This is a genomic window from Bacillus sp. 3255 (assembly GCF_031456485.1).
Taxonomy (GTDB): Bacteria; Bacillota; Bacilli; order Paenibacillales; family NBRC-103111; genus Paenibacillus_E.
Genome location: NZ_JAVDUS010000031.1, coordinates 73,418 through 88,021, shown reverse-complemented (window position 1 = coordinate 88,021; position 14,604 = coordinate 73,418). Strand labels below are relative to the sequence as shown.

Genomic DNA, 14,604 nt, shown 5'->3' with positions numbered 1-14,604 from the left:
AGTTGAACGATTGCTCGCTCATTTATTGAAAGCTGAATAGCTCAATTGACTTGCTAGCGAGATTATTAATCTCATGTTTGAACGATTGCTCGTTCATGTATACTCACTCGTTGTTCAGTTTTCAAAGATCAATGTCTTCCTTATTAATCCATCGCCTTCAAAAGCGACTTGATCAATATACCACATCGGCCTACCCGATTGCAAGAACTTTTTTTAAATCATTTTGTTCTTTTGTTCGACCGCCGAAGCGACAAGAAATAATATAACAAAATCGCAAAGGCATTGCAAGCATTTCGCCTTTTGTAAAATATGGAATAGAAAAAAACTCCGGTGCCTCAACCTCAAGCACCGGAGCTTCAACGAATTAACCTTCACTTCCAATAAAGATGTAGCGCGCTAGGATCAGAACCGCCAGCACCCACATGAGCCAGTGAACCGAATAGCGTTTCTCGCTTTTGCCGCCCAGATTAGCAGCAGTAGCCAGAACAACGTAAGTTACGATGCCGAAGGAAATCCCGTTGGCAATGTTATACGTGAAAGGCATCAAGACAATAGTCAGGAACGCCGGAATCGCAATAACGAAGTCTTGGAAATCAATTTCACGAATCGATTGTACCATTAGAACGCCAACTACGATCAACGCTGCCGCTGTCGCGGAGCCAGGAATCAGCATCGCAATCGGAGCCAGGAACAGTGCCAGTAAGAAACATACGCCTGTCGTTACGGCTGTCAAACCTGTACGTCCGCCCTCAGCTACACCCGCAGCGCTTTCTACGAAAGCCGTAACAGTGCTTGTCCCTACCAGCGCACCGCCGCTAACGCCTACGGCATCAACGAACATGGCTTTACCTACGCGCTTGTTGCCTTCTTCCTTGTTCTTCATAATACCTGCACGGTTCGCTGTACCGACCATCGTTCCGAACGTATCGAACAGCTCAACGAATGTAAAGGTTGCGATAACCGAAACGATACCAGTCGTCATAATGCCCGCGAAATCGAAATCGGCAAAACGCAGCTTGGACAAATCCGGAACCCATGTCGTGTCTTTACTGGTCAGCGTGCCGAGATCAACCATACCCATGAAGTACCCGATCACCGTCGTGGCCAAAATTCCGAACAAGATAGCGCCGCGAACACGAAGCACCATGAGAATGGAGATAACCAAAATACCTACGATAGTTAAAATAACACCTTTATTTTCTAGCGATCCCATGTGAAACACAGTTTCAAATGAAAGAACGTCTGTAAACTGATGAGCTTTAATGTCTTGGCCGCTCTCAACCGCAACGGTCAAAATCCCGCTGTTCTTGAAGCCGATCATCGCGATAAACAATCCGATCCCGACCGTGATCGCATGCTTCAAGCCATCCGGAACGGCGACAAGGAGCATCTGACGAATTTTCGTAACGGTCAAAATAATAAAGATGATCCCCGAGATAAACACGGCAGTTAAAGCCATGGAGAACGTAAACTTGCCTTGCGAGGTTAAAATAATCGTTGCGAAATACGCGTTCAATCCCATTCCCGGCGCAAGCGCAACAGGAAAGTTAACGAATAATCCCATTGCGATCGTCATGACGCCCGCAGCAATGGCCGTTGCCAAGAAAATCGAAGTCCAGTCACCGCCGGTAGCCCCCGATTTGAACGCGCTCAGCACGTCCGGGTTAACCGCAAGGATGTAAGCCATCGTCATGAACGTCGTGATCCCCGCCATGATTTCCGTTCTTACTGTCGTGCCGTTTTGTTTCAACTTGAAAAAGCGATCCATTTTTCCTACTCCTCCTATTGAATGGTGGGGAACAGCAAAAAACCCGGAATCGATGTTGCCTGATTCCGGGTACGAAAAAGGAGCTTCCATATGAGAGGCCGCCCCTTCTATGCATAGCACAAAAAGTCGTAGTAACCCATATAGATTCCGTTCCTTTTTTTCGTAGCCAGATCATTTGCGGTGATCTCGTAGAAACTCTCGGGCCAATCCCCAAGATTATACGAAAAACTGTTATCCAACTCACATTTTAGTGCGGAACTAACCCTTTGTCAAATAAAAAAGACGAACATTAACGGGTTAAATTTTCCCATAATGTTCGTCTTTTCCATTTATGCTATTCCCACTCAATCGTAGCAGGCGGTTTAGACGTAATATCGTACACAATCCGGTTCACGTTCTCAACTTCATTGACGATACGAACGGAGATTTTCTCGAGCACATCCCACGGAATACGCGCCCAGTCGGCGGTCATGCCGTCGATGGAAGTAACCGCACGGATGCCGACGGTGTAGGAGTAAGTTCTTGCATCGCCCATTACGCCTACGCTTTTCATACCAGGCAGCGCCGTGAAGTACTGCCAAATTTCGCGGTCCAGACCGGCTTTGGCAATCTCGTCGCGAAGGATTGCATCGGATTCACGAACGATATGCAGCTTGTCCTCCGTCACTTCGCCCAATACGCGAATCGCCAGACCAGGACCTGGGAACGGCTGTCTCCATACGATAGCCGCAGGCAGTCCGCACTCCTCGCCGACTTTGCGCACTTCGTCCTTGAAGAGCGTTTTGAGCGGCTCCACGAGCTTGAACTTCATATCTTCCGGCAGACCGCCGACGTTGTGATGCGATTTGATCGTTTGCGCCGTCGCCGTACCGCTCTCTACGATATCCGTATAAAGCGTCCCTTGCGCCAGGAAAGTGAAATCATCGAACTTGCCGGACTCTTCTTCGAACACGCGAATGAATTCCGTGCCGATAATTTTCCGTTTTTGCTCCGGATCGTCCACACCGGCCAACTTGCCGAGGAAACGCTCGCGGGCATCGATTTTCACCACGTGCATATCGAATTTGCCGACGAAAGTATCCATGACGCTCTCCGCTTCGCCTTTGCGCAGCAAGCCGTGATCAATAAACATACAAGTAAGTTGATCTCCGATCGCTTTATGCAGCAGAATGGCAACCACGGAGGAATCTACGCCGCCGCTGAGTGCGCAAAGCACTTTCTTGTCGCCGACTTCTTCGCGAAGCTCCTTCACCATATCTTCAACGAAGGAAGACATCGTCCAGTCGCCGTGACAGCCGCACACACCGTAGATGAAGTTGTTGATCATTTCATTCCCTTGAACGGAATGGCGAACCTCCGGGTGGAACTGAACCGCATGGATATTGCGATCGCGATTGCTCATCGCAGCAATTTCCAGCGAATCGGTGCTTCCCTCGATGACGAAGCCTTCAGGCAGCACGGCAACGTGGTCGCCATGGCTCATCCATACCGTTTGTTTCGCGTCCAAGCCTTTGACAAGCGGGCTTTCATTCGTGAAGGAAAGATCAGCTTTCCCGTATTCACGCGTATGAGCGCGCTCTACTTTTCCGTTCAATTGGTGGGCAATCAACTGCATACCGTAGCAAATGCCCAAAATTGGAATACCCAAATCATAAATTTTCGGATCAACAGCTGGAGCTCCCTCACCGTACACGCTCGACGGACCGCCCGAGAACACAATACCTTTCGGCTGAAGCTCACGAATTTTCTCGACCGTCGTATTGAACGGCAGCAATTCGCTGTATACGCCCAAATCACGAATTCGTCTAGCAATCAGCTGGTTGTACTGGCCTCCAAAATCTAAAACGACGATCATTTCACTCGGTTTACTCATTATCCGACCTCCTAGTTTCATAGCGATTAAGGTGCTTAGGGGTCCCTTGTCCGCTTACCGCTATTTATAGGTACTAATTTTAAACATTAGGTACCTAGGATGTAAAGGGGTTTAATGTGTCTTTTGGATGGCTTTCCAAATCGCCGCAATTTCCCGCTTCGTGTAGGGTGCCGAACCCGCCGTGTCATAGCGGATGCTTTCATACATTAAGGCGAATTGAAGCAGCGCTTGTTTCTGGGCGTGCTGTCTGAGATTCAGTCCGGTCACGTAGTCCCGCACGGTTTGGTCTTTGGGCTTGGCGCCATGCTTGCGAAACAGCTGCAGCCACAGCCGGTCCATGTAAGGGACAAGCGGGTGTGCGTTGCGATCGCGGTAAAACGGTACCAGCGCAGTTCTAGCCATAAACCCTTTGCGTTTCAAATAGAGAAGAACACCGGCCGCCATAGCCATAATCCCTGCCAGAATTATCATAAGGTTGCGATTGGCCCGCGCATAGTCAAGCGCTTTGTCTTTCGCAGCCTGCAGCCACTCGCCGGTATGACCCGCAAAGCCGCCAGGCAGCGGGACGTTCATCAGCGAAGCCGTCATGGCGGATTGCTCCATCGCCGCCGTCGTCAAGGTTTCACGCGGATGGTCGGAAGAAATCCCCGAGAAACCCGGCGTTGGCTCGAACGGAACCCAGCCCATAGACGGGAAATAAACTTCAACCCACGAATGCGCATCCTGGTTGCGAACGAGCACTTCTTGCAGCGGCTCTATACCGCCGTCATCCGCTTGAAGCGTTCCCGGCGCGAACCCTTTCACCCACCGGGCCGGCACACCGACGGAACGCAGCATCACGACCATCGCCGTGGAGAAATGATCGCAGTAGCCGGTCTTATCCACGAACAGAAAGTGGCTGACGAAATCCTCGCTGCGGCTCGGACGCGTCGGCTTTTCCAGACTGTATGTATACGTATGGCTCAAATACTGCTCCACCGCGACCGCTTTGGCATAAGGCGTCGCCCGGTTCGCCGTCACCTGCTCAGCCAAGCTGCGGACAGAACGGGGCAATGCATCCGGCAGCTGCAAATAATCGCGGGCGATCTCCTCCGGGTAACCTCCCCTATCCGCATTCAGCAAGGCGGGATCTTCCTTGAGGGGTTGAACGGTGATTTTGTAATACGATAACGGATCTGCAATTTCGGGCAAAGTCAATTTGCCTGTGAACGGAGAGCCCAGCAGTTGACTGGGTGACAACGGTTTCCCTTTGTCCGTCAGAAGCGTGTCCACACCTATTAGATTTCCACCTGCAAACAGCTGCTTATTCGGAGATTTGTCATTCCATAAAACTTCTTGCGTAACCGTCGAGCCCGAAGGGTTCGACAGCGGAAGTACAAAAGGCTCCAGCGCTTGATTCGTCTGGGTCCAGCCTTTGCCGTCGTAGAAGTTTTTGGACTCTCCGCGCCAATAGGTCAGCTCGGAGGTCTTGGCCGTAAATGCAGGGGTCGTATCTACCTGGAGAGGACCTCCCAGGGCAGTGTCATTGTTGCCATAGCCTGATTTGGCCGCCCCTGCAACGGCACCTCCGCCGGAAGCATAATCTTCGTTATACAGCTCGAACAAGCGGTCGGACAAATAATCCCAGCTGACCGGTTTCATCAGCGGCTGCGGATCCGCCTCCTTGGCCGAATACCAGGCCGCCCCTGCCAATAAGCCCACCAGAGCGGCAGTTGCAGCCATCCACTGCACAGACCGGCCCGGGCGGACCGGCGCAAAGCCGTACGTTTGCTCGATGCGGGCAAGATTAAGCAGCGCCAGCAGCAGCAGCCCATATCCTAGTGTGCGTATGATCCCGTGTGCCGTATCCGCGCCCAACACCAGCTGCAGAACGACCAAATAGATCAGCGTAGCACCGACGAACCAGAGGCTGTGCTGCCTCTGCAGCATAAGTACCTGAATGACGGATATGAGCAGCGACCATCCCAACAGGAAGAACAGCGTCCTTAACTCGCCGCTGACGAGCTCGAAACGCCCCTGGGTCAGATGCCCCGCATCCTGAGCGAAGGCGCGCACCACGTCAAGGACCCATGCCCCGGACATGAAGCTCTCACGGTTAAACATGAACCCGATGAACAGCAGAATGAGCGCCGCTTTGGCGGACCAGCCCCATGCGTAAGGCACTTTGAAGCAATCGATCGCGATGCATATGGCGAAGACAACAAGAACAGGCCCTGTAGCAAGCGACGCGTCGGCCATCCAGGCCAGGGGATGAAGCCACTCGGAGACAAGCAGGAAGAGCAGAAGTGAAGTAAGGATGTCCCGGACAAAGGTCGTCTGCTGATGCAGCGATATCGATGACGGCGATAGCGGCGCCGCGCCGGATATCCTGCTTTTATGAATTACGAGGCCGGACGGGGGAACGCCACCGGACTCGGACGGTATCAACAAGCGCGATTCGCGCCTTGGTTCAAGCGGTTGCATCCGCAACACCTCCTTGCTTCGGCCACAGGCGAACGGGATGCGGCACCTCGGTGAAGCTGCATCCTGCGGCCTGCAGCTGCGATGCCCCCTCTCGTTCGGCGACCGAGAGAGAAGGCTTGGCGTGCACGTAGATCACGTGCACGGACCGGCGCCTGGTGCGCGCATCCGCGACCGCGCGCACCAGCGCCACATCCAGCGTCGATGTGATGCACAGCATCGACGCATCCGGCGGCAAGGCCGCCGCCTCTTTCCTGACGAGGTCAGGAAAGGTCATGGCGGGCTTGCCGCCCACGCTCGCGAGCACCTCGTACGCGAGCGTCAGATCAGGGCGAATCGTCGGAGCGATTCGCCTGCCGCCGGAGCTGCTGGCGAAGCCGCAGCTCTCGCGCCCGCCGGCGGCGGCTTCGAAGAAGCCGGCCGCGAGGGCGACGCCCTTCTCCAGCAGCGGCTGTGCCGCTTCGGCTGGGCCCGCCGCGGGCGCGGCGTCGAGCAGCACCATCCGCTTCGCGGAGACGGCCTGCTCGGGTTCCTTGGTCATCAGCCGGTTCAGCCGGGCGGATGATTTCCAATGGATGCGGTGATACGGATCGCCGCTGACATAGTCGCGGACTCCGCCGATAAGCGGAGTCTCGGTTCTCGGACCGCGGGCGGCTGAAATGTCTCCGTCGTCCGCGTGGAACGTCATGCCGGAGTGGCTGAGCGTATCCGGCTTCGGAAATACGACGCACCGGTGAAGCTCATCGCGATGCGTGCGGCGCACGGCGAAGCCGAAGAGATCCCCGGCAACCGCCTCGCAGCCGGCGAACCGGTACACGCCGCGGAGCAGTGCCGTGATTTTGTAATCAATAGCGATAGCGGATTTAAACCACGGGAACAACAGCTTGCTGTACACCAGCTTGGCACCGCTTCCTTCGTGAATCCACGTTTCTTTGAGCACCAGCCAGGGCAGGGGCAATCGGGCGGGATGGCTGACAGCCAAAGAGACCCTCAAGTCTTCTCCCGACACGAACACTTCGGCCGACAGCTGCCGGCTGATCGTCAGCCCCCGCAGCGCAAAAACATAAAACAATCCGGCTTGCAGCCAGATCAGAGTCAAACAAATGCCTAAATACCAAGCGGCATATCCGCCTTGCCGGTAGGCCAGCAGGACGGACAGCAAGCAGCCTGCGAAGAGCAGCGACGTTTTACCCCAGCTTTTCATGAGTAAGCCCCCTACTTCGTTGAAACATAACGGAGCACGGGAGTTTGCTGGGCGGCTAGCAAATCGGCCAAAAGCCGCTCCGCCGTCTTGCCGGTCATCCGGGCTTCGGATGTCAGGATGAGCCGGTGACTCCATACCGGGAGCACCAGATCTTTGATATCGTCCGGTACGACGAAGCTTCTGCCTTTTATGTAAGCCGAGGTTTGCGCAGCGCGCATAAGCGCGTGGGAAGCTCTCGGGCTGGCGCCGAGGTACAGATCGGGATGTTCCCGCGTCGCCAGGGCCAAGCGGACGATGAAATCCTTGAGCGTATTATCGACATGAATCATAGCGGCTTCCCTTTGCAATTGCACGAATTCGTCCTGCACGATGACGGGCTTCACCCCCTCGATCGGATGGCGCTCTTGCAGCCGGTCCAGCATCAAAATCTCTTGATCCGGCGTCGGGTAGCCCAGCGACAGCTTCATGAGGAACCGGTCCATCTGCGCTTCGGGCAGCGCGTACGTCCCCTCGTAATCCACCGGGTTTTGCGTAGCCAACAGAACGAACGGTTTAGGCAGCTCATAGCCTACGCCATCCACGGTCACCCGTTTCTCTTCCATCGCCTCCAGGAAGGCGGACTGTGTCTTGGGCGAAGTGCGGTTGCACTCGTCCGCCAAGACGATCGGGGTCATTAGCGGCCCGGGGCGAAACTCGAATTCGCCGGTTTTGGCATTATACACCGACACCCCCGTCACATCCGAAGGCAGCAAATCCGGCGTACACTGAATTCTTTTAAACTCGCAACCAATCGTTCTGGCCAAGGCGCGTACAAGCATCGTTTTCCCTACGCCCGGCACGTCTTCCAAAAGGAGATGACCACCGCTCAGCATCGCGATAAACGCCTGCTCGATCGTCTCTCTTTTGCCTACGATGACTTTCTCTACGTTCATGATCATCCGTTCCACGAGAGGCTGCGGCTGATCGAATATTCGCGTCTTCGACTGCATAGTCAAGAAGCCTCCTTATATAAGGGTATGCTTCTAGTTTTTCCATTCTTCTACTCTTTTAGACATTAACCTGCTAGGGCAAATAGAGAGTTTCTCAGGAGACTATTATTTTCCCGCAGCATATAGATCTGCTTGAACGCCATCGACACCTCGCGTCTGCCCGATTCCATGACGGAGGAGGTAATTCTACCGCCGAGTTCATCTACCGTTTTGCGCAGCGGAACGATCATCACGCCGTCATGCAGCTTCATGTCCGCCAAATGGTAGGTTGCAGTGCTTTGGCCTAAAGCATAAATGCGAATCGTTCTCGCAGCCAAATCATAGTCAATATCATAAATGCCGTAGTGTGCACTCGCCGTTTTGGTATTGTCCCGCCATTGCACTTGGCCGCCTATTCGCTCAATCAGGGAACGCAGCGGAAGCTCGATACGGCCCGCACGCAATTCGTAGTCCGCAGGCTGCAGCGTGAAGCTGCTTCCCGGAGCAACGTTCACCTGCAGCGGCACCGCCGGCTGCGCAGACAGAATCTGCACCTCTTCCTCTGCAGACGCCAGTTTATCCTGCTGCTTGTTGTCCTGCTGTTTGTCACCCTGCAGCTTATCCGGCTGATCGCTCGTATTCCCCGGCGCTTCCTCTTGAGCGGGCTGTACCAGGTGGTTGTGAGCCACAGCATATTGCTTCGTTTCAGCAAGTAAGCGCTGGAACTCTCCCTGGTTCATACTTCGGGACCATTTCGGTTTCCCCACCTTGAACTGACTGGGCTTCACCTCGGCCGTCAGAGGCGCGAACGTATAGCCTAAATTTTTGTAGTAGGCAATAACCTTCGGCAGCACTTCTACCGTCGATTCGTGCCCTGTGCCGTCATGAAACAGTACCGTTAGCTCATGCTCCAGACGCGAGCTTTTCACCGTTTGCCAAATCTCGTTCGCAGGCACATGAAGGCGCTTGGAGTCTCCGCTGTCGACATTCCAGTCCACGACCGTATAGCCGGCCTGCTCCAATAAGTAGTAGTAATAGGCGTCAAAGTTCGTATAGGTTCCTCCGGGAGCCCGCACCAGACCCGGACGTACGTCTGCGATTTCGGCAAACACATCCTCGCTGCGCTGTATTTGATCCCAGAACGTTTGGAAACTGCTATAAAGCTCTTTATAAACATGATTATAAGAATGATTGCCCAAAACATGGCCTTCCTTCACGATTCTTGCAACGAGCTCGGGATGCTCCTTGGCCTGCTCGCCAAGCGCAAAAAATGTAGCTTTCACGCCCTCTTCTGCTAAAATATCTAAAACCTTCGGGGTCAATTTGCTAGGACCGTCGTCAAAGGTCAAATACACGGTTGGCTGCTCAGGTGTCACATAGGTCTTCTCTTCCTGCAGACGCTGGCCGGACTTCAGCTTCTGATAGATGTCTTGCTCGTCTTGGGCGGAGGAGCTTCCGTCCTCCCCTGACGCATGGACGGGCATAGCAGAGAGGAATAGCGAAACTAGTAACAGGATGATCATGATCAGTCGGCTTATCTTCCGGTTGTGGGGTGCTGATTGAAGTTGAAAGCGCATGCTAATAATCCCTCCGCTTTGTTCTATCATTTTGTTGACTGATAGAGTATATGGGAGAAAGCGGCGGAGTATGTCACTTGCTTAGCGCCATTTTGAGAGGAGTTCCAACCACGGCCGCAGAATCCACACCTTACAGCAATCCGACAAAGTTCGGCATATCAGACGGGGGATGACGATGAATTTTTCGACAACGTTCAACAATCAGAACAAGAGCAGCGAGATGCAGGCTTCAATACGGGACAGAGATGTCATCCGGCGAAATTTCGTTGTGTTTCTAGCCATTTGTGCAACCGCTTTACTTATGTATTTGAGTGTGCTGGCTTTAGGCGTGGGTACGATGGACTCCAGCATGAAGTTTACGCTCATTTTCGAAACGACCATTTTGTTAACCTATGCCTACTTGCATTTCAGCAGAAAGTTCATTCATTATTTATGCTATTTCGCTGTCATCACCAGCGGAATCTCTACCACCGTACAGCTTATCGGCAAACCCGATATTACGAACGTATTCTCCGTGTACTACACGATGATTATGGCGCTTATTTTCATGAAAATGGTGCCTTGGCTCATCTCCGCCGCCTGGGGATTGTTCCAGATGGCCTATCTATTCTTCGTCCAGAAAGACGTACTTCAGCTGGATCCAAAAACAATGCCGACCTACATCATTTACTTTATCCTGATCAGCGTACTCATGTTCGCAGCTCTGAAAGTATCCGGTTATATGAACAAAAGCATGGCGGAAGCCCGCTCGCAAGCCGAGCAGTTCCTTGTCCTTCAGCAGGAGCAGCGCGAACTGGCCGCCAAGCAAATCACGCTGGTTACAGAGCACTTGAATTCCATTACGAAGTCCGGAGAAGAGGACAACGCCTCGTTCGATGAAATGAACAACGCCTTCCAGGATATTGCTACAGGCGCAGGCGATCAAGTCGACTCGACGCTGTCGATCAACGAGTCCGTCACTCATATGAATGATTTGATCAAACAGATGTCCGACTCCATCCACACCTTACTCGGCAAAACGACCGAGGCCGCCTCGCTATCCGATCAAGGACGCGGCCGTATGGAGCAGCTGTCGGATACGTTCACCGCTTTCACCAAAGATATCGAGGCGGTGTCGCAGGATACGGTCTCCCTGATCGAGCGCTTGAATGAAACGAGCCAGTTCAGCGACACGATTCAAGATATCGCCAACCAGACGAACCTCCTCTCCCTCAATGCCAGCATTGAAGCGGCAAGAGCAGGCGAGCACGGCAAGGGCTTCGCCGTCGTGGCGAACGAAATTCGCAAGCTCGCCGATATGACGGCGAAGTCCGCCATCCGCATCTCCGAGCAGCTGCAGGAATTCACGACGTTATCCAATCAGACACGCGCCCGGATGGATCAGGTTTCCCTGCGTATGCAGCAGAGCAATGAGATTACCGGCCAAACGAAGCAAGCCTTCGAATCCATCACCGACTCCGTCACGATGCTTAAGGTGCTCTCCACGAGCTACGGCGAGCTCATGGACCGGATCAGCTCCTCCTCGGTGACGATTAGCGATTCCACGAACAACCTGGCCGCCATCTCCGAAGAAGCATCCGCGACATTGGAAGAGCTGTCGGCTACGTTGCAATCTCTCCTGCTCAACAACCGCAAAAACTTGGAGCGCATTAAAGAAGCGGAGCAGAATTTGCGTATCGTGACGGAATAATGTGCAAAAAGCTATCCACCCGGATTAGGGGGATAGCTTTTTTCTTGGTCATGCGGCACGTGGTGAGCCCGCCTAAGCCTTAACGGACACAGCAGCCGTTAAAAGCGTTAGTTGCGCTGCTAATCGGTTCTAACGGTCACAGATAATTGGGCAATACTGGAAAACAAACCGCTAGAAGTATCCGGTAATGCGCCTCGCTCCCCTCGAAGCACCCCTTAGGTTCTATGCAAACCTACTGGTGTTTCGCAGCTCAATCAGCAAAATAACGCATCTTATTTCCGCTTCGGCGGCCATTAGCCCTCGTTATACTGAAATAAGGGCCTGTATTTCCGTCCGCTCCCCGCCGCCAAGCTTCCCACCCGAATCTACCTGCCAACACGGTAAGAACTCCCTCCTCGCACCCTTGAGAGCCTGTTCCTTCAATGTCGCCACATCCACCTAACAAGCTGCCGCGCCAGAATGACCTCGCTACTCCTTATTGCCTAATAACCGCACGTGTTCCCGCCTCGGAAAACTATGGCCAAAGGACCCTCACGCCAGCGGAAATACAGTTCGCTAATACGGCTGAATTAGCGGTTCTGGAAGGTAAAGCGGAAATACAATGCGTTATCCATGCTGAATTTGGTTGTTTCGCAGCTCAATCAGCATAATAACGCATCTTATTTCCGCTTCGGCGGCTATTGGCCCTCGTTATACTGAAATAAGGGCCTGTATTTCCGTTCCGCTCCCGCGCCGCGCCGCCAAGCTTCCCAATCGAAGCATGTCTAAGCCGGTTAGATTTTGGAGATTTTCGTACCGGGATACGAGACACCTATATTTAACGAATGTTAGGTTTTATGCAAACCTATTGACGAAATCAGCACAAAATGAGCAATTAACGGCGCTTGTGTCCATTGCATGCTCAAATCAACTTTATTTGACGCGCTAGCGAGGCAGAGGATGGATGCCAATTCCCCAGGCATAAGCCCGCCGGCCGTTCGGCCAAAGCAAATTTGCTCTTTGGTTGAACGGCTTCATGCGGCTCGGAACGCAGCCCGCTTCCGTCACGGCATTGCTGCTGCCGCATCCACCACCGATTGGACGTGGTTCTTAATCCGCACCTTGCTCCATTCCTTCACGATGTATCCTTCCTCATCGATCAGGAAGGTGGAACGCACGATGCCCATATACTCACGGCCGTAGAGCTTCTTAAGCGCCCACACGCCATACTTCTCCGCGACCTGATGGTCGGAGTCGGAGAGCAGCAGGAACGGCAGCTCATATTTCGCGATGAATTGATGATGCTTGTTCAACTCATCGGGGCTAATGCCGATCACTTCGACGCCGAGTTCGGCGAACTTGCCGTTATAGTCCCGGAAGTCGCAGGACTGCTGGGTACAAGTCGGTGTGTTGTCTTGCGGGTAGAAGTAGATGACGACCTTCTTCCCTCTATAATCACGGAGCGATACGGCGCTGCCGTTCGATGCGGGCAATGTGAAATCGGGGGCAAGCCGCCTGACCGTTTCCGGTTCTTTTTTCTTCGTCATACGAATGAACTCTCCTCTATCCAAGCTTCTATTCTCCCTATTATGAGGGATTTCGCGCAGTACATCAAACCACAATGACCAAAACTAGCAATCTAATGATAAAATATGGTAATTTTAATAGAGTCCTATAATTTCAAAGGAGTGAAGAACCGTCATGATACCTATCCAACGCAAAACGCTAATCTCCATTCTAGGATTAACCCTTGCTGTTCCAGCGCTTTCCGTCTCTGCCGCAACGCCGAATGACAGCGAGTTAATTACGCGAGGACAATTCATTCAACAAATCGCCGATGAATTGAAGCTGGTGCCGACGAATGCGCTGACCGAGCTGCCTGCGGATGTCGGTGCGGACTCTCCTTATGCCGATACCGTACGCGTCATGCGCGAACGCCAAATTATCGAAGGCTACTCCGACGGCACTTTCCGCCTGGACCAAACCGTCACCCCTGCCGAAGCGGCGCTCATTCTCGGACGCTTCCTCGGTGCTAGTGACAGCCAGGCCGCCAAAGCGCTGCAGAGCGATTTCGGTATCAATTTCAGCAGCCACAGCTCCGGCATTCCACGCCTAACTGCCGCTGATGCCATCAAGAAAGCGTTAGCTAACGATTCGTCCGTGACCGCTTGGTTGACGCCGGATCCGGCCTCCCCGCAGCTGCTGAATACATTCCGCGCCAAGATGGACATGAATATGCAGATTGCCTTCGCGCCAAGCGCCGGATTTCCAGGTAACAGTCTGCAATCAAGCCTTAGCTCCGACGTCGCCTTCAACAAGGCTCAAGGCATCCATCAATCGATTACGACGAAGACGCCGGGCTCGGATATGAAGGAAAGATCGATTACCGTAGAACAGTACATGGTCAAGCAAGGCATCTTCATGAGTATGCCTAATAGTACCGGAAACGGCCTAGAGTGGTACGATATGTCCAAACAAGTTCCTTTCACCTTCGAACAGCTGATAGAGCTGCAGGAGAAAAGTCTGGATCTTAACAAAACGTTGGTCACTCCGTATTTCTTCTATAAGGATCTCGGGACAACGGAGAGTGACGGGAAGAAGCTCCGTAAGCTATCCGTTCGCGGCAAGGTGACGAACACCGCCGATATCGTCAACATGTTGAGCGGACTTGGCAGCGGCCAAGATGCGTTCAAGGACGTTCTGAACTCCCCGGCGATCTCGGGAATGAGCGTTTCTCTGTCCGCCGTCCTGACGATAGACGAGCAGACGAAGCTGCCGGCCGGCATGAATGGCGAGTACCACATCCAGTATGGCGAAGATCCGAATGTGCCGATCGACCATATGGATATGAGTATGTCCATGACTTACAAGGATGTAAACCAACCGGTGGATATTATTCTGCCAGAGGATGCGAAGAAAGCGAAGCCGCTTACTATCCCCGCACTGCCTGCGGAACCCGCAGAACCTGCAATGCCTGCAGTGCCTCCAGTACATGCAACACCTGAAGTACCTGCAACACCACCTGCGGTACCTGCAGTACCAGCAACACCTGAAGTACCTGCGCAATCATAAGGAAGAGCCTTAA

The 14,604-nt window shown here is 53.2% G+C and carries 10 protein-coding genes and 1 riboswitch; of the genes, 2 read left to right on the top strand and 8 right to left on the bottom strand.

Annotation, left to right across the window (positions count from 1 at the left end; translation table 11 throughout):
* Positions 1-190 precede the first annotated feature (190 nt).
* From J2X61_RS34065 to J2X61_RS34035, 7 genes are all read right to left on the bottom strand, one after another.
* Entirely contained in the window at positions 191-349 is a 159-nt protein-coding gene (locus J2X61_RS34065) for a hypothetical protein (protein WP_310194712.1), read from the bottom strand.
* 15 nt (positions 350-364) lie between these two features.
* Positions 365-1,768, bottom strand: coding sequence for an NCS2 family permease (locus tag J2X61_RS34060; protein ID WP_274472277.1), 1,404 nt, complete (start codon positions 1,766-1,768; stop codon positions 365-367).
* Positions 1,769-1,911: 143 nt separating this feature from the next.
* Positions 1,912-2,012, bottom strand: a riboswitch (purine riboswitch).
* A gap of 90 nt (positions 2,013-2,102) precedes the next feature.
* Entirely contained in the window at positions 2,103-3,641 is a 1,539-nt protein-coding gene (gene guaA, locus J2X61_RS34055; protein ID WP_274472276.1) for a glutamine-hydrolyzing GMP synthase, read from the bottom strand.
* A 111-nt stretch (positions 3,642-3,752) separates the two neighbouring features.
* Positions 3,753-6,104 (bottom strand): transglutaminase-like domain-containing protein, encoded by a 2,352-nt coding sequence (locus J2X61_RS34050; RefSeq protein ID WP_310194708.1) that lies wholly within the window; start codon positions 6,102-6,104, stop codon positions 3,753-3,755.
* Complete coding sequence (locus J2X61_RS34045; RefSeq protein WP_310194705.1) at positions 6,091-7,305, bottom strand: DUF58 domain-containing protein; 1,215 nt, start codon at positions 7,303-7,305, stop codon at positions 6,091-6,093. Before J2X61_RS34045 ends, J2X61_RS34050 begins: the two co-directional genes overlap by 14 nt.
* 11 nt (positions 7,306-7,316) lie before the next feature.
* Positions 7,317-8,294, bottom strand: a complete 978-nt coding sequence (locus tag J2X61_RS34040) for an AAA family ATPase (RefSeq protein WP_274472274.1) — start codon at positions 8,292-8,294, stop codon at positions 7,317-7,319.
* 65 nt (positions 8,295-8,359) lie between these two features.
* Positions 8,360-9,796 carry a polysaccharide deacetylase family protein gene (locus J2X61_RS34035; protein WP_310194700.1) on the bottom strand — a complete coding sequence of 479 codons (1,437 nt, stop codon included), beginning with the start codon at positions 9,794-9,796 and terminating at the stop codon, positions 8,360-8,362.
* Between the two features lie 223 nt (positions 9,797-10,019).
* Here J2X61_RS34035 and J2X61_RS34030 point away from each other — a divergent pair, with 223 nt between their 5' ends.
* Positions 10,020-11,540 (top strand): methyl-accepting chemotaxis protein, encoded by a 1,521-nt coding sequence (locus J2X61_RS34030; protein WP_396135535.1) that lies wholly within the window; start codon positions 10,020-10,022, stop codon positions 11,538-11,540.
* A gap of 1,043 nt (positions 11,541-12,583) precedes the next feature.
* Here J2X61_RS34030 and bcp read toward each other — a convergent pair.
* Positions 12,584-13,066: a thioredoxin-dependent thiol peroxidase gene (gene bcp / locus J2X61_RS34025; protein ID WP_274472271.1), complete on the bottom strand. Its 483-nt coding sequence runs from the start codon at positions 13,064-13,066 to the stop codon at positions 12,584-12,586.
* Between the two features lie 154 nt (positions 13,067-13,220).
* Here bcp and J2X61_RS34020 point away from each other — a divergent pair, with 154 nt between their 5' ends.
* A complete protein-coding gene (locus tag J2X61_RS34020; protein ID WP_310194693.1) occupies positions 13,221-14,591 on the top strand; it encodes a DUF6612 family protein in 1,371 nt (456 codons plus the stop codon).
* The last annotated feature ends 13 nt before the right edge of the window (positions 14,592-14,604 follow it).

What these genes read in the sequence shown, in the direction of transcription:
- J2X61_RS34060 (WP_274472277.1), bottom strand. Translation starts at nt 1,768, where the DNA reads ATGGATCGCTTTTTCAAGTTGAAACAAAACGGCACGACAGTAAGAACG.
- guaA (WP_274472276.1), bottom strand. Translation starts at nt 3,641, where the DNA reads ATGAGTAAACCGAGTGAAATGATCGTCGTTTTAGATTTTGGAGGCCAG.
- J2X61_RS34050 (WP_310194708.1), bottom strand. Translation starts at nt 6,104, where the DNA reads ATGCAACCGCTTGAACCAAGGCGCGAATCGCGCTTGTTGATACCGTCC.
- J2X61_RS34045 (WP_310194705.1), bottom strand. Translation starts at nt 7,305, where the DNA reads ATGAAAAGCTGGGGTAAAACGTCGCTGCTCTTCGCAGGCTGCTTGCTG.
- J2X61_RS34040 (WP_274472274.1), bottom strand. Translation starts at nt 8,294, where the DNA reads ATGCAGTCGAAGACGCGAATATTCGATCAGCCGCAGCCTCTCGTGGAA.
- J2X61_RS34035 (WP_310194700.1), bottom strand. Translation starts at nt 9,796, where the DNA reads ATGATCATCCTGTTACTAGTTTCGCTATTCCTCTCTGCTATGCCCGTC.
- J2X61_RS34030 (WP_396135535.1), top strand. Translation starts at nt 10,020, where the DNA reads ATGACGATGAATTTTTCGACAACGTTCAACAATCAGAACAAGAGCAGC.
- bcp (WP_274472271.1), bottom strand. Translation starts at nt 13,066, where the DNA reads ATGACGAAGAAAAAAGAACCGGAAACGGTCAGGCGGCTTGCCCCCGAT.
- J2X61_RS34020 (WP_310194693.1), top strand. Translation starts at nt 13,221, where the DNA reads ATGATACCTATCCAACGCAAAACGCTAATCTCCATTCTAGGATTAACC.